This is a genomic window from Telluria sp. AIW5 (assembly GCF_056680575.1).
The window spans coordinates 4,454,409-4,473,007 of the sequence record NZ_CM155289.1 but is presented as its reverse complement, the minus strand read 5'-3'; the positions used below and the strand labels follow the sequence as shown (position 1 = coordinate 4,473,007).

Annotated in this window: 17 protein-coding genes; 16 read left to right on the top strand and 1 reads right to left on the bottom strand. The window is 63.3% G+C overall.

The features are described from left to right. Nucleotides 1-36 precede the first annotated feature (36 nt). The 14 genes from AC1MEM_RS19745 to AC1MEM_RS19680 all read left to right on the top strand — a co-directional run bounded on the left by AC1MEM_RS19745 (nucleotide 37) and on the right by AC1MEM_RS19680 (nucleotide 15,069). Nucleotides 37-306 (top strand): PilZ domain-containing protein, encoded by a 270-nt coding sequence (locus tag AC1MEM_RS19745; protein ID WP_499473387.1) that lies wholly within the window; start codon nucleotides 37-39, stop codon nucleotides 304-306. A 643-nt stretch (nucleotides 307-949) separates the two neighbouring features. Next, nucleotides 950-1,996 carry a phosphate ABC transporter substrate-binding protein PstS gene (gene pstS / locus AC1MEM_RS19740; RefSeq protein ID WP_499473385.1) on the top strand — a complete coding sequence of 349 codons (1,047 nt, stop codon included), beginning with the start codon at nucleotides 950-952 and terminating at the stop codon, nucleotides 1,994-1,996. Nucleotides 1,997-2,162: 166 nt separating this feature from the next. Continuing rightward, nucleotides 2,163-3,095: a phosphate ABC transporter permease subunit PstC gene (gene pstC, locus AC1MEM_RS19735; protein ID WP_499477700.1), complete on the top strand. Its 933-nt coding sequence runs from the start codon at nucleotides 2,163-2,165 to the stop codon at nucleotides 3,093-3,095. Next, nucleotides 3,095-3,949, top strand: a complete 855-nt coding sequence (pstA, locus tag AC1MEM_RS19730) for a phosphate ABC transporter permease PstA (RefSeq protein WP_499473383.1) — start codon at nucleotides 3,095-3,097, stop codon at nucleotides 3,947-3,949. Before pstC ends, pstA begins: the two co-directional genes overlap by 1 nt. A 27-nt stretch (nucleotides 3,950-3,976) precedes the next feature. Then, nucleotides 3,977-4,768: a phosphate ABC transporter ATP-binding protein PstB gene (gene pstB, locus AC1MEM_RS19725; protein WP_499473381.1), complete on the top strand. Its 792-nt coding sequence runs from the start codon at nucleotides 3,977-3,979 to the stop codon at nucleotides 4,766-4,768. A gap of 86 nt (nucleotides 4,769-4,854) precedes the next feature. After that, nucleotides 4,855-5,547, top strand: a complete 693-nt coding sequence (phoU, locus tag AC1MEM_RS19720) for a phosphate signaling complex protein PhoU (protein WP_499473379.1) — start codon at nucleotides 4,855-4,857, stop codon at nucleotides 5,545-5,547. A 3-nt stretch (nucleotides 5,548-5,550) separates the two neighbouring features. Next, entirely contained in the window at nucleotides 5,551-6,234 is a 684-nt protein-coding gene (locus tag AC1MEM_RS19715) for a response regulator (protein ID WP_499473377.1), read from the top strand. A 27-nt stretch (nucleotides 6,235-6,261) separates the two neighbouring features. Continuing rightward, a complete protein-coding gene (phoR, locus tag AC1MEM_RS19710; RefSeq protein WP_499473375.1) occupies nucleotides 6,262-7,554 on the top strand; it encodes a phosphate regulon sensor histidine kinase PhoR in 1,293 nt (430 codons plus the stop codon). A 235-nt stretch (nucleotides 7,555-7,789) separates the two neighbouring features. Next, on the top strand, nucleotides 7,790-8,701 hold the full coding sequence (locus AC1MEM_RS19705; protein WP_499473373.1) for a patatin-like phospholipase family protein: 912 nt from the start codon (nucleotides 7,790-7,792) through the stop codon (nucleotides 8,699-8,701). 32 nt (nucleotides 8,702-8,733) lie between these two features. After that, the gene (locus AC1MEM_RS19700) at nucleotides 8,734-9,147 is read left to right on the top strand and encodes a GlcG/HbpS family heme-binding protein (protein ID WP_499473371.1); all 414 of its coding nucleotides are present in this window, start codon (nucleotides 8,734-8,736) and stop codon (nucleotides 9,145-9,147) included. Between the two features lie 462 nt (nucleotides 9,148-9,609). Then, nucleotides 9,610-10,773, top strand: coding sequence for a glutamine-hydrolyzing carbamoyl-phosphate synthase small subunit (gene carA / locus AC1MEM_RS19695; protein WP_499473369.1), 1,164 nt, complete (start codon nucleotides 9,610-9,612; stop codon nucleotides 10,771-10,773). A gap of 1 nt (nucleotide 10,774) precedes the next feature. After that, the gene (gene carB, locus AC1MEM_RS19690; RefSeq protein ID WP_499473367.1) at nucleotides 10,775-14,005 is read left to right on the top strand and encodes a carbamoyl-phosphate synthase large subunit; all 3,231 of its coding nucleotides are present in this window, start codon (nucleotides 10,775-10,777) and stop codon (nucleotides 14,003-14,005) included. A 114-nt stretch (nucleotides 14,006-14,119) separates the two neighbouring features. Beyond that, entirely contained in the window at nucleotides 14,120-14,599 is a 480-nt protein-coding gene (gene greA / locus AC1MEM_RS19685; RefSeq protein ID WP_499473365.1) for a transcription elongation factor GreA, read from the top strand. After that, on the top strand, nucleotides 14,599-15,069 hold the full coding sequence (locus tag AC1MEM_RS19680; protein WP_499473363.1) for a DUF4149 domain-containing protein: 471 nt from the start codon (nucleotides 14,599-14,601) through the stop codon (nucleotides 15,067-15,069). Before greA ends, AC1MEM_RS19680 begins: the two co-directional genes overlap by 1 nt. Before the next feature lie 121 nt (nucleotides 15,070-15,190). On the opposite strand, the gene yhbY is transcribed toward AC1MEM_RS19680, so the two are convergent. Further along, a complete protein-coding gene (yhbY, locus tag AC1MEM_RS19675) occupies nucleotides 15,191-15,661 on the bottom strand; it encodes a ribosome assembly RNA-binding protein YhbY (protein WP_499473361.1) in 471 nt (156 codons plus the stop codon). Between the two features lie 42 nt (nucleotides 15,662-15,703). On the opposite strand from yhbY, the gene AC1MEM_RS19670 reads away from it, so the two are divergent. Together AC1MEM_RS19670 and ftsH are read left to right on the top strand one after the other, a co-directional pair. Beyond that, nucleotides 15,704-16,390: an RlmE family RNA methyltransferase gene (locus tag AC1MEM_RS19670; protein ID WP_499473359.1), complete on the top strand. Its 687-nt coding sequence runs from the start codon at nucleotides 15,704-15,706 to the stop codon at nucleotides 16,388-16,390. 215 nt (nucleotides 16,391-16,605) lie between these two features. Beyond that, the gene (gene ftsH / locus AC1MEM_RS19665) at nucleotides 16,606-18,492 is read left to right on the top strand and encodes an ATP-dependent zinc metalloprotease FtsH (protein WP_499473358.1); all 1,887 of its coding nucleotides are present in this window, start codon (nucleotides 16,606-16,608) and stop codon (nucleotides 18,490-18,492) included. Nucleotides 18,493-18,599 lie beyond the last annotated feature (107 nt).

Genomic DNA, 18,599 nt, shown 5'->3' with positions numbered 1-18,599 from the left:
AGGCAGTCCCAACGCAAGATACTGAAAACCCGGGCCATGCTGGTCTTCGAAGGCAGCGCCCCGGTGATGGGGCGCACGACCGATGTCAGCGCCAAGGGCGTCAGCGTGAACGTGCCGCAGCCGCTCGGTACCGGTCAAACGGTCCAGATGCGCTTCGACTTGCTGGTCGAAGGCAATGTGGTCCCGATCCAGTCCCGGGCGTGCACCCAGTATTGCATCCTCAGCAATGGCGAATTCAAGGTCGGGCTCCAGTTCCTGAACCTGGAACTGGCCGCCATGACAGCACTGTCGCGCTTCCTCCGTTAAGCGAACCAGGCGGCCGCGCCATACTGCTGCCAATGCCGCGTTTGCGCTGCGTGCGCTCGCGCGGCCGTTAAAACGAAAGCGGCGAGCGCCCATTGGGCCTCGCCGCTTTTTTTACGTGTCCCGCAAAGCGGGTAGGGCACTATTCGTGATAGTGGTCATGCAGGGCTTCTGAACTGCCACCGATCTCCTGGAAAATTTCGTAGGCGATGAGGCCGACCATGCCCGATAAAATTGCAAATACAAACATATTCCACATAAATACCAAACGCTCTTCAGCATCGCTCCGTGTAGTGACTACGCTTTGAGCATAGCAGCCGCCAGTGTATTTACAAGAGTGAAAAGCCCCTAAATTTGCGGCCCGGTTCGCCCGACGCCGGCGCCGCGTTTTGGTGCCGCCTGTATAGACGATATCAATTGTGTGACGGTCATTCCCACATCGCGGCACTATGGCGCCACCGCTCGATTGCGCGGCAATGTCATGCGCCTGACACCGAACTGAAACAGGAAGATGACAGGGCCACGCCGTATGTCATCGATTCGATGACATACCGGGCTGTCGATGTCATCAACTTGTCATATTCGGCCGCTAGACTGCGCAGCAATACCGGGGCGCAGCCTGCGCCCCCACTCAAAGGAATTCGATATGCGCATGAAGCCCTGGTTCGTCTCGATCGCACTCACTGCTGCCACCTTCGCCACCTTCGCAGCCTCCGCCCAGGCCGTGAACATGACCGGGGCCGGCGCCACCTTTCCCTATCCGGTCTACGCGAAGTGGGCGGAAATGTACAAGGCCGCCAGCGGCAATGGCCTGAACTACCAGTCGGTCGGCTCGGGCGCGGGTATCAAGCAGATCAAGGCGGGCACCGTGGACTTCGGTGCGTCCGACATGCCCTTGCCTGCGAACGAGCTGGCGGCTGCCGGCCTGTTCCAGTTTCCGGCCGTGATGGGCGGCGTGGTGCCGGTGCTGAACCTGCCGGGTGTCGGTCCGGGTCAGGTGAAGCTGACCGGCGCGGTGCTGGCCGATATCTTCCTCGGCAAGATCACCAAGTGGAATGCCCAGCCGATCGCCGCGCTGAACCCGGGCGTCAAGCTGCCGGCGGCAGACATCACCGTCGTGCACCGTGCCGACAGCTCGGGTACCTCCTTCCTGTTCACCGATTACCTGTCGAAGGCCAGCCCCGACTGGAAGCTGAAGGTCGGCGCCGGCACCGCCGTGAAATGGGCGACGGGCGTAGGCGGCAAGGGCAACGAAGGCGTGGCCGCCAACGTGCAGCGCATCAAGGGCGGCATCGGCTACGTCGAATGGGCCTATGCCAAGAAAAACAAGATGGCGCACACCCAGCTGCAAAACCACGACGGCGCCTGGCTGCAGCCGGACGACGCGGCCTTCAAAGCCGCCGCCGCCAGCGCCGACTGGGCCAAGGCGCCGGGCTTTGCCGTGGTGCTGACCGACCAGCCGGGCAAGGCCAGCTGGCCGATCACGGGCGCCTCCTACATCCTGGTGCACAAGGCGCAGGCCGACGGGGCCAAAGGCAAGGAAGTGCTGAAGTTCTTCGACTGGGCGTATAAAAACGGCGATGCCGCTGCAAGCGAGCTGGACTACGTGCCGATGCCCGACGCCGTCACCAAGCTGGTGCAGGACGCCTGGCGCGTGAACCTGAAGGATGGCGCCGGCAAGGCGATCTGGTAAGGACCGCATGAACCTGGATACCGCCGCACCCGCGGTGCGCGGCGGTCCTCCTCGCAGTACACTATAAGAACAGCACATGAGCGCACAACCTTCCGTCGCCATCGACAAGCCGGCCGCCAATGACGCCGGCACCGTCGACCTCCAGTACGCCGCCCTGCGCAAGACCATGCGCAACCAGCGCATCCAGGACTTCCTCTTCCATAAGATCACTTTGCTGTTCGCGGCCAGCGTGCTGCTCGCCCTGCTTGGCATCATCGTTTCGCTGGCGATCGGCGCCGCGCCCGCCTTCAGGGAGTTCGGCGCGAGCTTCATCACCACCGTCGAATGGGATCCGGTCGAGGACAAGTTCGGCGCCCTGATCGCGATCTGGGGCACGATCGCCACCTCGCTGATCGCTTTGCTCGTCGCCTTCCCGATCAGCTTCGGCATCGCGCTCTTCCTCACTGAAATCTGCCCGGCGCGGCTGCGCCGCCCGATGGGCACGGCGGTCGAGCTGCTCGCCGGCGTGCCTTCGATCATCTACGGCATGTGGGGCCTGTTCGTGTTCGCGCCGCTGTTCGCCGACCACGTCCAGCCATTTTTAAAAGAGACGATCGGCCAGTTGCCCGTGATCGGCCAGCTGTTCCAGGGCCCGACGATGGGCATCGGCATCCTGACGGCCGGCCTGATCCTGGCGGTGATGATCATTCCGTTTATCTCGTCGGTGATGCGCGACGTGTTCGAGATCGTGCCGGCCGTATTGAAAGAATCGGCCTACGGCCTGGGCTGCACGAAGTGGGAAGTGGTGCGCAAGGTGGTGCTGCCTTATACGCGTAACGGCGTGGTCGGCGGCGTGATGCTGGGCCTGGGCCGGGCGCTGGGCGAGACGATGGCGGTGACCTTCGTCATCGGTAACGCGCACGAGTTGAGCTGGTCGCTGTTCTCGGCTGGTAACTCGATCTCCTCGACCCTGGCCAACGAATTCGCCGAAGCCGCCTCGCCGCTGCACGTGTCCTCGCTGTTCGCACTGGCGCTGATCCTGTTCGGCATCACCTTCATCGTGCTGTCGGCTGCGAAATTGATGTTGGCGGGGATGTCCCGCAAGGAAGGCACGAAATAATGAATTCGAAAAATCCTGTCTACCGCAAGCGCCTGCTTGGGCACCGCATCGGCATCGCGCTGTCGGTGCTGGCGATGGCGATCGGCCTGGCCTTCCTCGGCTGGATCCTGTGGACCCTGCTGGCCAACGGCCTCTCCGCCGTCTCGACCCTGATGTTCACCGGCGACACGCCGGCGCCGGGCGGCGAGGGCGGTGGCCTGCGCAATGCCATCGTCGGAAGCCTGATGATGGTCGGCCTGTCGACCCTGATCAGCACGCCGGTGGGCATCCTGGCCGGCATCTACCTCGCCGAATACGGCAGCACCAACCGCTTCGGCCAGGTCACGCGTTTTGTCACCGACATCATGCTGTCGGCGCCGTCGATCGTGATCGGCCTGTTCGTGTACGCGCTGTATGTGGCCAACGCCAAGCACTTTTCGGGCTATGCCGGCACCATCGCACTGTCGCTGATCGCGATTCCCGTGGTCGTGCGCACGACGGACAACATGCTGCGCCTCGTGCCCAACAGCCTGCTCGAAGCCGCCTTTGCTTTGGGTGCGCCGCGCTGGAAAGTGGCGATGCTGGTGCGCCTGCGCGCCGTCAAGGCGGGCGTGATCACCGGCGTGCTGCTGGCCCTGGCCCGCATTTCGGGCGAGACCGCGCCGCTGCTGTTCACGGCCCTCAACAACCAGTTCTACAGCACCGACATGAACGCGCCGCTGGCCAACCTGCCGGTCGTGATCTACCAGTTCGCGATGAGTCCCTATGACGACTGGCGCGCCCTGGCCTGGGGCGGCGCCTTGCTGGTGACCTTCACCGTGCTGTTCCTGAACATCCTGTCGCGCACCGTCTTCACCCAGAAGACCCCGCGCTAACCCGGCCAAACAAGTATCGTGATAAACATGACCCAAGCAATGGCAACCCCGGCAGCGTCGACGAAGACCAAGACCATCGAAATCTCCGGCCTGGATTTCTTCTACGGTAAAACGCAGAGCCTGAAGAATGTCTCGCTCGACATCCATGAAAAACAGGTGACGGCCTTTATCGGCCCGTCGGGCTGCGGCAAGTCGACCCTGCTGCGCACCCTGAACCGCATGTACGACCTGTACCCGGGCCAGCGTGCCGAAGGTTCGATCATGTACCGCGACCGGAACATCCTCGAGCCGGGCGTCGACGTGAACATGCTGCGCGCGAAAATCGGCATGGTGTTCCAGAAGCCGACCCCGTTCCCGATGTCGATCTACGACAATATCGCCTTCGGCGTGCGCCTCTACGAAAACCTGTCGAAGGGCGAGATGGACGAGCGCGTCGAATGGGCGCTGAAGAAGGCGGCACTGTGGGAAGAGGCGAAGGATAAGCTCAACAAGAGCGGCCTGTCGCTGTCGGGCGGCCAGCAGCAGCGCCTGTGCATCGCGCGCGGCGTGGCGGTGAAGCCGGACGTCCTGCTGCTCGATGAGCCGACCTCGGCGCTGGACCCGATCTCGACGGCCAAGATCGAAGAGCTGATCAGCGAACTGAAGCAGGACTACACGATCGCCATCGTGACCCACAACATGCAGCAGGCGGCGCGCTGCTCGGATTACACTGCATACATGTACCTGGGCGAACTGGTGGAATTCGGCGAGACGGATCAGTTGTTCATGAACCCGGGCCGTAAAGAGACACAAGATTACATCACGGGCCGCTTCGGTTAAGCGCCCCTTAAAAAAGATAGAAAAGAATCGCGTCAGCGGCGGGCAGAGCGTGATCGCGGTTCCACCCCCAAAACTAGGAGAGCAGCATGATTGGCGAGCATTCATCCAAACAATACGACCAGGAACTGGAAGCGATCCGCTCCAAGGTCCTGCTGATGGGCGGCATGGTGGAAACCCAGTTCGAACAGGCACTCAACTGCTTCCGGGTCGGCGACCTCGCGGCGGCGGACAAGGTGATGGCGGACGACCACGCGGTCAACCAGCTCGAAGTCCAGCTCGATGATGCCTGCAGCCACCTGATCGTCCGCCGCCAGCCGGCCGCGAACGACCTGCGCACCATCATGGCCACGATCAAGGTCATCACCGACCTCGAGCGCATCGGCGACGAAGCCAGCAAGATCGCGCGCACGGCGAAGAGCCTGCACGAGCGTGGCGCCACCAGCTTTGCCCATTACGACATGATCCGCGCGATCGGCAAGAATACGTCCGACCTGCTGCACGATGCACTCGACGCCTTTGCGCGCCTGGACGGCAAGCAGGCGATGGGGATCATCGCGGGAGATGAGGTCATCGACCACGAGTTCCGCACTATCCTGCGCAACCTGATCACCTTCATGATGGAAGACCCGCGCACGATCTCCTCGGCACTGGACACGCTGTGGGTGGCGAAAGCGATCGAGCGCATCGGCGACCATGCGAAGAACATCGCCGAATACGTGATCTACGTGGTCGAAGGACGGGACATCCGTCATAGCAAACCCGTGGCACAGGAAGGCTGAGGGATGCAGACTACGAGCGTACTGGTGGTCGAGGATGAACCGGCCATCGTCGAGCTGGTGAGCTACTCGCTGCGCGAAGCCGGCTGGGCGATCGAGTCGGTGGGCACGACGGGCGCGGCCTGGGACAGCATCCGCCAGGGGAAACCCGACCTGCTGCTGCTCGACTGGATGCTGCCCGACCAGAGCGGCCTGCGCCTGCTGGCGCGGCTGCGCGCGGATCGCGATTTCCAGGACATCCCGGTGATCATGCTGACCGCGAAAAGCATGGAAGAAGACAAGCTGGCCGGCCTGAATACGGGCGCCGACGACTATGTGACCAAGCCGTTTTCGCCGCGCGAACTGCTGGCCCGCTCGCGTGCGCTGCTGCGCCGGAAGAGTCCTCACCTGGCCGAGGCGCCGCTGCGCGCCGGCGCCGTCGTGCTCGATCCGGCCAGCTGTACGGTCACGATCGAGGGGCAGGGCGTCGACATCGGCAACGCCGAATACAAGCTGCTCAAGTTCCTGCTGGCGCACCGCGAGCGCGTGTTCTCGCGCGCCCAGCTGCTCGACAAAGTCTGGGGCGACCATGCCGTCATCGAGGAGCGCACGGTGGACGTGCACGTGCTGCGGCTGAGGAAGGCCCTGAAAAGCGCCGAAGGCCTGATCCGCACGGTGCGCAGCGTCGGCTACATGCTTTCCGAAAAATGACGCAGTGTTAAACAAGTCGAAGGCCCGATGAATCCCAAATTGCTGTTCTGGGTGCCGGCGCTGCTGCGCCTGGCCACCGTGTTCGTTGCCGCCGGCGTCCTCTGGTGGATGGCGGGGCCGGTTGCCGGCCTGTCGCTGGCGCTGGCCGGCGCCATCGTTGCCCTGTTCGTCCAGCTGTCCTACCTGCACCAGCTGGGCGAGTGGCTGAACGACCCGCAATCGGGACGCCTGCCCGACGGCTGGGGCGCCTGGACCGACGTCTTTGCGCGCCTGTACCGCATGCGCCGCGAGGACGAGCGCAACCAGTCCGAACTGGCCGAATGGCTGGCCCGCTTTCGGCAGGCCATGCACCTGCTGCCCGAAGGCGTGGCGATCATGGACGACGTGCTCTTCCTGGAATGGTGCAACCCGGCGGCCGAGCGCCACCTGGGCCTGACGATCGAGCGCGACAAGGGCCTGCGCGTGACGAACCTGGTGCGCCATCCCGACTTCATCGACTACATCATCCTCGGGCGCTACGAACAGCCGCTGACCCTGTCGATACGCGGCCGCAAGATCGAATGCCGCATGATCCCCTTCGAGAACCGGCGCCAGATCCTGGTCACGCACGATGCCACCGACACCGAGCGGGTCGAGGCGATGCGGCGCGACTTCATCGCGAACGCTTCGCACGAACTGCGCACGCCGCTGACCGTGATCGTCGGCTTCCTGGAGATCGCGCTGTCGGACCCCGGCATGGATGCGGCGACGCGCGTAGCGCACCTGACCTTGATGACCGAGCAGGGCCAGCGCATGCAGCGCCTGATCGAAGACATGCTGACCCTGTCGCGCCTGGAGTCGGACGAATTCCCGCTGCGCCGCGAGCGGGTCGACGTGGCTGCGCTGGTCGAATCGGTGGCGCTTGAAGCGCGCGCGCTGTCCGGCGGGCGGCACGAGATCCTGGTCGCCATCGACGGGCCGGATGTCATGGGCAGCATGGAAGAACTGCGCAGCGCCTTTGCCAACCTGGCCTCGAACGCGGTGCGCTACTCGCCGCAGGGCGGCACGATTGCACTGTCCTGGCGCCGCGGCGAGGACGATTTGCAGTTCGTCGTCGCCGACTGCGGCATCGGCATCGACCCCCAGCACATCTCGCGCCTGACCGAACGGTTCTACCGGGTGGACAAGAGCCGCTCGCGCGAGACGCAGGGCACGGGCCTGGGACTGGCGATCGTCAAGCACGTGCTGCTGCGGCATGGCGGACGCCTCAAGATCAGCTCGACGCCGGGGCAGGGGAGTACGTTTATTGCGTCGCTGCCGAATACGTCCTTGCAAGGTTGACGGTCGCCTGACGTAGGGTGGGCATGCCCACGCGTTCGTGCCGATGCGTTCCGCGCATTGCCTACGGCTCGCAACCGTCGCGTCGAATTCGTCGTCACGTCGATTCAAACGCCGTAACGCGTGGGCATGCCCACCCTACGTTACGCCACTGCCGTGGGCGAGCCCATAAGCCTGGCCTCATCCACGCGCCAACATTGCGCGGTACAATCGGGAATTGCTCTTTTCGATCCCGCACATGCTCTCTCGCCGTACTTCCCTCATTGCCTTGAGCAGCCTGCTGCTCGCCGCCTGCGGCAGCACTCCATCGCCACCGCCAGCCCCGGTCGTCGTCCAGGCACCGCCACCCGCACCGAAGAAAATCAGGATCGGCCTCGCCCTCGGCGGCGGCGCCGCGCGTGGTTTCGCCCACATCGGCGTCATCAAGGCGCTGGAAGCGCAGGGCATCGTCCCGGACATCGTCGTCGGCACGAGCGCGGGCTCCGTGGTCGGCGCCCTGTACGCCTCGGGCTACAGCGGCTTCGCGCTGCAAAAAATCGCGATGGACATGGACGAGGCGACCATCTCGGACTGGGCCATGCCGCTGTTCTCCAGCTCGCCCGGCCTGCTGAAGGGCGAGGCGCTGCAGAACTATGTGAACAAGGCCGTCGGCAACCGGCCGATGGAGAAGCTTCCGAAACGCTTCGGCGCGGTCGTCACCGACCTGAAGACCGGCGAGGCCGTCATGTTCGACAGGGGCAACACCGGCATGGCCGTGCGTGCGTCGTCCGCCGTCCCCTCCGTGTTCCAGCCGGTAAAAATCGGCGGCAAGACCTATGTCGACGGCGGCCTGGTCGCGCCGGTGCCCGTGAAGTTCACGCGCGACAAGATGGGCGCCGACTTCGTCATTGCGGTCAATATCTCGACCCAGGCCGACACCCAGGCCACGGTCAGCTCGCTCGACGTGCTGATGCAGACCTTCAGCATCATGGGCCAGCGCCTGAACCATTTCGAGCTGAAGGAAGCCGACATCGTGATTACGCCGGCGCTGGGCAAGATGGGCAGTGCAGATTTCAACGGCCGCAACCTGGCGATCCTCGCCGGCGAGCAGGCCGCCGCCGCGGTCATGCCGCAAATTAAGGCCAAACTCAAGGCCAAGCAGCAGCCATAACTTCCAACCATAACAACCCACAGGAGAATTGAATGAAGACGAAACCGATGCTGACCCTGGACGACGTCAAGAAGATCGCCGCCGCCGCCGAAGCCGAAGCCCTGCAAAACAACTGGGCCGTGACGATTGCCATCGTCGACGACGGCGGCCACCTGCTGTGGCTGCAGCGCCTGGATGGCGCGCCGCCGGTCTCGAGCCACATCGCCCCGGCCAAGGCGAACACGGCCGCAATGGGCCGCCGCGAGTCGAAGGTGTATGAAGACGTCATCAACGGCGGACGTGTCTCCTTCCTGTCGGCGCCTGCGATCCAGGGCATGCTCGAAGGCGGCGTGCCGGTGATCGTGGATGGTCACGTCATCGGGGCGGTGGGCGTGTCGGGCGTGAAGTCGAACGAGGATGCGCAGATTGCGAAGGCGGGTATTGCGGCGCTGGTTGGTACGGCGTAATCATCCCGTCGTGATGCTCCGCGTCGTATCGCACCTGCGTTGAACGCGTGGGCGGCGGACGCGGTTCGGGTCCGCATAGGGAAGCGGGGAGCCGGCCACCCTACGCGTCAACGTATGCTGTAGGGTGGACGGCTTGACCCGAACGTGAGCGGACATGCGGCTAGTGCGCCGTCCACGCGTTCAACCAGCTGCCGCCCCGCGCCACCGTTGAACCACGGAAAATCCCAGCTCATCTGTAAGTAAAAATGGCGATGTTGCCCCGCAAAGCGCCGATGGTGCATTGCGGCGAAGCTTGAACCACGCTATAATTTGGGGGTTTAGCCATTCACTTACTTGCCGTAGCGCCTACCCTCCATTCCTCATTCAAATACGACTTCCACCCTCTGGCACGCTGAACGCGTCCGCAGGTTTTGGATGCCGGTCTGACGTGGCGCAGCTACGGTAACTTTATTGGGAGTTACCTTGCCGCCATTTTTTTCTGGCCCTGCCGTCCCGGCCATCCTGGCCCTCGCAGACGGAACTATTTTTCGGGGATATTCGATTGGCGCCGCCGGTCACACGACCGGTGAGGTGGTGTTCAATACCGCCATCACGGGCTACCAGGAAATCCTCACCGACCCCAGCTACTCGCGTCAGATCGTCACGCTGACGTACCCGCACATCGGCAACTACGGCGTCAACGCCGCCGACGTCGAAGCGTCCAAAGTCCACGCCGCAGGCCTGATCATCCGCGACCTGCCGCTGCTGGCATCGAACTTCCGTTCCACCCAGTCGCTGGGCGATTACCTCAAGGCCGAGAACGTCGTCGCGATTGCCGGCATCGATACCCGCAAACTGACCCGCCTGCTGCGCGAGAAGGGTGCCCAGGGCGGCGCCATCCTCACCGGAACGCAAGGCAACCAGCCTTCCGAAGCGCAGGCGCTCGAGCTGGCACGCTCGTTCCCGGGCCTCGCAGGCATGGACCTGGCGAAAGTCGTGTCGGTCAAGGAGCCGTACGAGTTCACCGAAACCGAGTGGAAGCTGGGCGAGGGCTTCGGCAAGCAGGACAATCCCCAATACCACGTCGTCGCTTTCGATTACGGCGTCAAGCGCAACATCCTGCGCATGCTGGCCGAACGCGGCTGCAAGGTCACGGTGCTGCCGGCCGAGTCCACCGCCGCCGACGCGCTGGCGCTGAATCCCGACGGCATTTTCCTGGCCAACGGTCCGGGCGACCCGGAGCCCTGCGACTACGCCATCAAGGCGACCGCGGAACTGATCGAGAAGGGCATCCCGACCTTCGGCATCTGCCTCGGCCACCAGATCATGGCGCTCGCGTCCGGCGCAAAGACGATGAAGATGAAGTTCGGCCACCACGGCGCGAACCACCCGGTGCAGGACCTCGATTCGAAGAAGGTCCTGATCACGTCGCAGAACCACGGTTTCGCGGTGGATCCGGAAACGTTGCCCGCCAACTGCCGCGTCACGCACGTGTCGCTGTTCGACGGTTCGCTGCAGGGCTTCGCCCGCACGGACAAGCCGGCCTTCTGCTTCCAGGGCCACCCGGAAGCCTCGCCCGGCCCGACCGACGTCGCCTACCTGTTTGACCGCTTCATCGGTTTGATGCAAGCAGCGGAGAAGAAATAATATGCCAAAACGTAGTGATATCAAAAGCATCCTGATCATCGGCGCCGGCCCGATCATCATCGGCCAGGCGGCCGAATTCGATTACTCGGGCGCCCAGGCCTGCAAGGCCCTGCGCGACGAAGGCTACAAGGTCATCCTCGTCAACAGCAACCCGGCGACGATCATGACCGACCCGGAGATGGCGGACGTCACCTATATCGAGCCGATCACCTGGAAGGTCGTGGAAAGCATCATCGAGAAAGAGCGTCCGGACGCGATCCTGCCGACGATGGGCGGCCAGACCGCGCTCAACTGCGCACTCGACCTGCACCACCACGGCGTGCTGGAAAAATACAAGGTCGAACTGATCGGCGCCTCGCCGGAAGCGATCGACAAGGCCGAAGACCGCTCCAAGTTCAAGCAGGCGATGACCAGGATCGGCCTCGGTTCGGCGCGTTCGGGCGTCGCCCATACGCTGGACGAAGCGCGCGCCGTCCAGCGCGAACTCGGCTTCCCGACCATCATCCGCCCGTCGTTCACGATGGGCGGCTCGGGCGGCGGCATCGCCTACAACGAAGAAGAATTCGAGACCATCTGCAAGCGCGGCCTGGAAGCCTCGCCGACCTCGGAGCTGCTGATCGAAGAGTCGCTGCTGGGCTGGAAAGAGTACGAGATGGAAGTCGTGCGCGACAAGGCCGACAACTGCATCATCATCTGCTCGATCGAGAACCTCGACCCGATGGGCGTGCACACCGGCGACTCGATCACCGTCGCGCCGGCGCAGACGCTGACCGACAAGGAATACCAGATCATGCGCAACGCGTCGATCGCGGTGCTGCGCGAAATCGGCGTGGACACGGGCGGCTCGAACGTGCAGTTCGCGATCAACCCGCAAGACGGCCGCATGATCGTCATCGAGATGAACCCGCGCGTGTCGCGTTCGTCGGCACTGGCATCGAAAGCGACCGGCTTCCCGATCGCCAAGGTTGCGGCGAAGCTGGCCGTTGGTTTTACCCTTGATGAGCTGCGCAACGAGATCACCGGCGGCGCGACCCCGGCTTCGTTCGAGCCGTCGATCGACTACGTCGTCACCAAGATCCCGCGCTTCGCCTTCGAAAAATTCCCGGCCGCGGACAAGCACCTGACGACGCAAATGAAATCGGTCGGTGAAGTGATGGCCATGGGCCGCACCTTCCAGGAATCGTTCCAGAAAGCGCTGCGCGGCCTGGAAGTGGGCGTGGACGGCCTGAACGAAAAGACGCGCGACCGCGAAGTCATCGAAGAAGAGCTCGGCGAGCCGGGACCGGAACGCATCTGGTACGTGGGCGACGCCTTCGCCCAGGGCTTCACGCTGGAAGAAGTGCACAACCTGACGAAAATCGATCCCTGGTTCCTCATCCAGATCAAGGAAATCGTCGACATCGAACTGTGGCTGGACCACCAGACGCTCGACTCGCTCGACAAGCCGACGCTGTACAAGCTCAAGCAAAAGGGCTTCTCGGACGCGCGCATGGCCTTCCTGATGCACACCGCGCAGGCCGCGGTGCGCGAGCGCCGCCACGCGCTGGGCATCCGCCCGGTCTACAAGCGCGTCGACACCTGCGCCGCCGAGTTCTCGACCGACACCGCCTACATGTACTCGACGTACGACGAAGAGTGCGAGGCCGCGCCGACCGACAAGAAGAAGATCATGGTGCTGGGCGGCGGTCCGAACCGCATCGGCCAGGGCATCGAGTTCGACTACTGCTGCGTGCACGCGGCCCTCGCCATGCGCGAAGACGGCTACGAGACCATCATGGTCAACTGCAATCCGGAGACCGTGTCGACCGACTACGATACCTCGGATCGCCTGTACTTCGAATCGCTGACGCTGGAAGACGTGCTGGAAATCGTCGACCTGGAAAAGCCGGTCGGCGTGATCGTGCAGTACGGCGGCCAGACGCCTTTGAAGCTCGCGCTGGACCTGGAGGCGAACGGCGTGCCGATCGTCGGCACCTCGCCCGACATGATCGATGCGGCCGAAGACCGCGAGCGCTTCCAGAAGCTGCTGCAGGACCTGAAACTGCGCCAGCCGCCGAACCGCACCGCGCGTACTGAAGCCGAAGCCCTCACGCTGGCCCAGGAAATCGGTTATCCGCTGGTCGTGCGTCCTTCGTACGTGCTGGGCGGGCGCGCGATGGAGATCGTCCACGAGCAGCGCGACCTCGAGCGCTACATGCGCGAAGCGGTCAAGGTCTCGCACGATTCGCCGGTGCTGCTGGACCGCTTCCTGAACGACGCGATCGAAGTCGACGTCGACTGCATTTCGGACGGCGAGACGACCTTCATCGGCGGCGTGATGGAACACATCGAACAGGCCGGCGTGCACTCGGGCGACTCGGCCTGCTCGCTGCCGCCTTACTCGCTCTCGCAAGAGACGATCGATGAACTCAAGCGCCAGACCGCGCTGATGGCCAAGGGCCTGAACGTGGTCGGCCTGATGAACGTCCAGTTCGCGATCCAGCAGCAGGAAGTCGACGGCAAGACGGTCGATACGGTGTTCGTGCTGGAAGTGAACCCGCGCGCCTCCAGGACGGTGCCTTTCGTGTCGAAAGCGACCGGCATCCAGCTGGCCAAAGTCGCCGCGCGCTGCATGGTCGGCCAGACCCTGGCGGAGCAGGGCATCACGAAAGAGGTGACGCCGCCGTTCTACAGCGTCAAGGAAGCCGTGTTCCCGTTCGTGAAATTCCCGGGCGTCGACACCATCCTCGGACCGGAAATGAAGTCGACCGGCGAAGTGATGGGCGTGGGCGAGACCTTCGGCGAAGCCTTCGTGAAGTCGCAGATCGGCGCCGGCATCAAGCTGCCGACGGCGGGCCGCGTCTTCCTGTCGGTGAAGGCGTCCGACAAGCCGCGCGCGGTGCAGGTGGCGCGCGACCTGGTCGCGATGGGCTTCACGCTGGCGGCCACCAAGGGTACTGCAGCGGTGATCGCCGCGGCCGGCCTGCCGGTGGTGGCGGTGAACAAGGTGATCGAAGGCCGTCCGCACGTCGTGGACATGATCAAGAACCACGAGATCGAAATGGTCATCAACACGGTCGAGGAAAAGCGCAGCGCGATTGTCGACTCGCGCACGATCCGTACCTCGGCGCTGCTGGCGCGCGTGGTGACCTACACGACGATCGCCGGCGCCGAGGCGGCGATCCAGGGCATGCGCCATCTGGACGCAATTCGGGTCTATGATTTACAAGGCCTGCATAAAACCTTAAACTAAGCGGCAATAAGCTACACTAAGCAGTACCGTCAAACCACAGAGCTCGCGCGGCTTGCGTCGCGCGCCTCTGTGGTTTTCGCTTGGTACGTCCACGAATTCGATACCTGAAGATTTATGAACAATACGATTCCACTCACGAAGTACGGTGCCGAGCTTCTCAAGCAGGAACTGCATCAGCTGAAAACCAAGGAACGCCGCAGCGTCATCGACGCGATCGCCGAAGCGCGCTCGCACGGCGACCTGTCGGAGAACGCCGAATACGACGCCGCCAAGGAACGCCAGGCTTTCGTCGAAGGCCGCATCGCCGAACTCGAAGGCAAGCTGAGCGCCGCCCAGATCATCGACCCGGCCACGCTCGACGCCGAAGGCCGTGTCGTCTTCGCTTCCACCGTCGATTTAGAGGACCTCGATTCGGGCCAGAAGGTGAGCTACCAGATCGTCGGCCTCGATGAAGCCGACCTGAAGCTGAACAAGGTCTCGGTGACCTCGCCGATCGCGCGCGCCCTGATCGGCAAGTACGCCGGCGACGTGGTCGAAGTGCAGGCGCCGTCCGGCCCGCGCGAATACGAAATCCTCGAAGTACGCTACATCTGATGACGGGCGCTGGCGGCCGCGGTGTTGGCCGAATCGCAGCGGCGCGCGTGCTGGTGGCGGCCCTGTGGGCGGGCGCCATCTGGGTGCTCGGCTATATCGCCGCGCCGGCGGTCTTTTCGATCGCCAGCGGGCCGCTGGCCGGCGACATCGTCGGCGCTTTCCTGCGCCGCCTGGCCTGGATCAGCATGGCCTGCGCCGTGCTGATGCTGGTGCTGGTGCAGGTGTCGCCGGACCTGGAGCGGGGGCGCCGGCGCTACCTGTTCCTGCTGGTGCTGGCGATGCTCGCTTGCGCGCTGGTGATGTTCGTCGGCCTGCAGCCGGCAATGGCGCAGATGCGCGAGGCGGCAGGACCGCTGGGCATCCGTGCTTCGCCGCTGTGGACGAAGTTCGCGGTAATGCATGGCGTGTCGCAGCTGTTCCACCTGATCGAGGGCGTGCTGGCGGCAGTGTTGATTCTGAAAAGCCGCTGACCCGTAGGGTGGGCACTTGTACCCACGCGGTACGGCGCATGATCCGTGTTGCCGCTAGCGGAAATACCGCCCGCTGCACAAGGCCGGTGAAAAAAAACCGGAGACTCGCTCCGGCTTTCGATCACTTGTTCAGTGCATTCTTCTTGGTGCTGGCCTGGCGCGGTTTGGCGCGCTTGATGTTGCCGCCGGCGGTGACGCGTTCATTCCCCTTGATCATGACCTTGGTGACGCTTGGCTTCTTGGTGCCGCTGGCGCTGGCCTTGACGATGGTGACTTCGCGCATGCCCTTGCCGGCCTTGCTGCTGCGTTCCTTGACCGTCTCGACTTTCGGACGGTAGAGGACCAGCAGTTTGCCGATGTGCTGGACCGGCGCGGCGCCGAGTTCGCTGCAGATCTGTTCGTACATGGCGGCGCGCGCCTCGCGGTCGTCGCCGAAGACGCGGACCTTGATCAGGCCGTGCGCGTCGAGGCTGCCGGCGATTTCCTTCATGACGGATTCCGTCAGGCCGGATTCGCCGATCATGACCACAGGCTTCAGGCCATGGGCTTCCGCACGCAAGGCGCTACGTTCGCCGGGTGTAAGTGTAAGCATAATAATTTTTTGATGTACCTTTAAAAGCAGTATTCTACGCGAATGGCCAAGAACAAATCCAACCAAAACTGGTTACACGACCATATTAACGACCCGTACGTGAAGCAGGCGCAAAAAGACGGGTTCCGCGCCCGGGCCGCCTACAAGCTGAAAGAAATCGACGAAGCGGAAAAACTCATCAAGCCCGGCCAGGTCATCGTCGACCTCGGCTGTACGCCCGGCAGCTGGGCCCAGTACACGCGCCGCAAACTCGCGGGGAAAGAGGGCGGCGGCATCAGCGGCACCATCATCGGCCTCGACCTGTTGCCGATGGAACCGATTGCCGACGTCCATTACATCCAGGGCGACTTCCGCGAAGATGTTGTATTGGACCAACTGGCGACCGTACTCGAAGGCCGCAAGACGGACCTCGTGCTGTCGGACATGGCGCCCAACCTGTCGGGGATTCCGACGGCCGACGCTGCGCGGATGGAACATTTGATCGATCTCGCGATTGAGTTTTCTCAAATGCACCTGAAACCCGGTGGAGCATTGTTGGTTAAGTGCTTTAAGGATATGGGCTTCACACAAGTCGTGGAGAGGTTCCGTAGCGAGTTCAAGACCGTCAAGCAAATCAAGCCAAAGGCGAGCCGCGATAAATCGTCGGAAATTTTCTTGCTCGGGCGCGGTCTCAAGAATCCGGTGGAGTACAAATCGGGACTTGATCGCGGCGCCGCTCTTGATATTTGAGATCGCAGCCGCACATGCACCGCATGACGCCTCATTTCCTCCAGGCGCCGGGAGCGTTCCTGCGCGCTTGTCGAGGTGGAAACGGTGGCAATATGGCATCATGTCGGGCTGCGCGTAGCGCGGCGTGCATGTTGTAAGTAAATCCCGAGTAAAATCGCGGGTAGAATCGGCAATCTCAAATTGGTATTGGTGCGATCGGCATCGGAGGAGTTTTCGTGAATAATATGTTTTCCAAATCCGCCATCTGGGTGGTCGTCGCACTGCTGTTGTTCATGCTGTTCAAGCAGTTCGACAACCATAGCCCGGCAGGCGGCAGCAAGACCATCGCTTATTCCGAGCTGCTCGACGATGTGAAAGCGCGCCGTGTGAAGGACGTCGTGATCGAAGGCGCGAACATCACCGCCACCCGCACCGACGACACCAAGGTGCGCGCGACCGCCACCATGCTCGACCGCGGCCTGATCGGCGACCTGCGCGAGAACGGCGTGCGCTTCGACGTCAAGCCGCCGGAAGAGCCATCGTTCCTGCAGCAAGTCTTCATCTCCTGGTTCCCGATGCTCCTCCTCATCGGCGTCTGGGTATTCTTCATGCGCCAGATGCAGGGCGGCGGCAAGGGCGGGGCTTTTTCCTTCGGCAAGTCGAAGGCACGCATGCTCGATGAAACGAACAACAGCGTCACCTTCGCCGACGTCGCCGGTTGCGACGAAGCGAAAGAAGAAGTCAGCGAGATCGTCGACTTCCTGAAAGACCCAACGAAATTCCAGAAGCTCGGCGGCCGCATCCCGCGCGGCGTGCTGATGGTCGGTCCTCCGGGCACCGGTAAAACCCTGCTGGCGCGTGCCATCGCCGGCGAAGCGAAAGTGCCGTTCTTCTCGATCTCCGGTTCCGACTTCGTCGAGATGTTCGTCGGCGTGGGCGCGTCCCGCGTCCGCGACATGTTCGAGAACGCGAAGAAGCATTCGCCTTGCATCATCTTCATCGACGAGATCGACGCCGTCGGCCGTCATCGCGGCGCCGGCATGGGCGGCGGCAACGACGAACGCGAACAGACGCTGAACCAGCTGCTGGTCGAGATGGACGGCTTCGAAGCCACCTCGGGCGTCATCGTCATCGCCGCCACCAACCGCGCCGACGTGCTGGATAAAGCGCTGCTGCGTCCGGGCCGTTTCGACCGCCAGGTAATGGTGGGCCTGCCGGACATCCGCGGCCGCGAACAGATCTTGAACGTGCACATGCGCAAGGTGCCGATCGGCGCCGACGTGAAAGCCGACATCCTGGCCCGCGGTACCCCGGGTTTCTCGGGTGCGGACCTCGCCAACCTGGTCAACGAGGCAGCCCTGTTTGCCGCGCGCCGCAACAAGCGCCTGGTCGAGATGGCCGACTTCGAGGACGCCAAGGACAAGATCTACATGGGTCCGGAGCGCAAGTCGATGGTCATGCGCGAGGAAGAGCGCCGCAACACGGCCTACCACGAGTCCGGCCACGCGGTGATTGCCAAGCTGTTGCCAAAGGCCGACCCGGTGCACAAGGTCACGATCATGCCGCGTGGATTCGCGCTCGGCCTGACCTGGCAGCTGCCTGAACACGACGCACTGTCCGGCTACAAGGACAAGATGCTGGAAGAAATCTCGATTCTGTTCGGCGGCCGCATTGCCGAGGAAATTTTCGTCGGCCAGATGTCGACCGGCGCCTCGAACGACTTCTCGCGTGCGACCAAGCTGGCGCGCTCGATGGTCACCCGCTTCGGCATGTCCGAAAGCATGGGCGTGATGGTCTACGAAGACAGCGAGAACGAAGGCTTCTTCGGCGGCGCCACCAAGACGATCTCGGAAGCGACCCAGCAAAAGGTCGACGCCGAAATCCGCGCCATCCTCGACACCCAGTACGCGCTGTCGCGCCGCCTGCTCGAAGAGAACCGCGAGAAGGTCGAAATGATGACCAAGGCCCTGCTCGAGTGGGAAACCATCGATTCCGAGCAGATCAACGACATCATGGCCGGCCGCGAGCCGCGTCCGCCGAAAGCGGGCATCCTGACTAAGCGCACGCCGCCTGGCGACAGCGGTTCGGGCGGTGTCGCCACCAACGCGCCGGCACCGGCCTGATTTGTCCTGATCCGTCCACGCGCTTGATCGCTTAGCACCTCGCCAGCAAAAGGCATCCATCCGGATGTCTTTTGCTCGTTAACGAGCTGCGCTTGCTCACTCGCGCA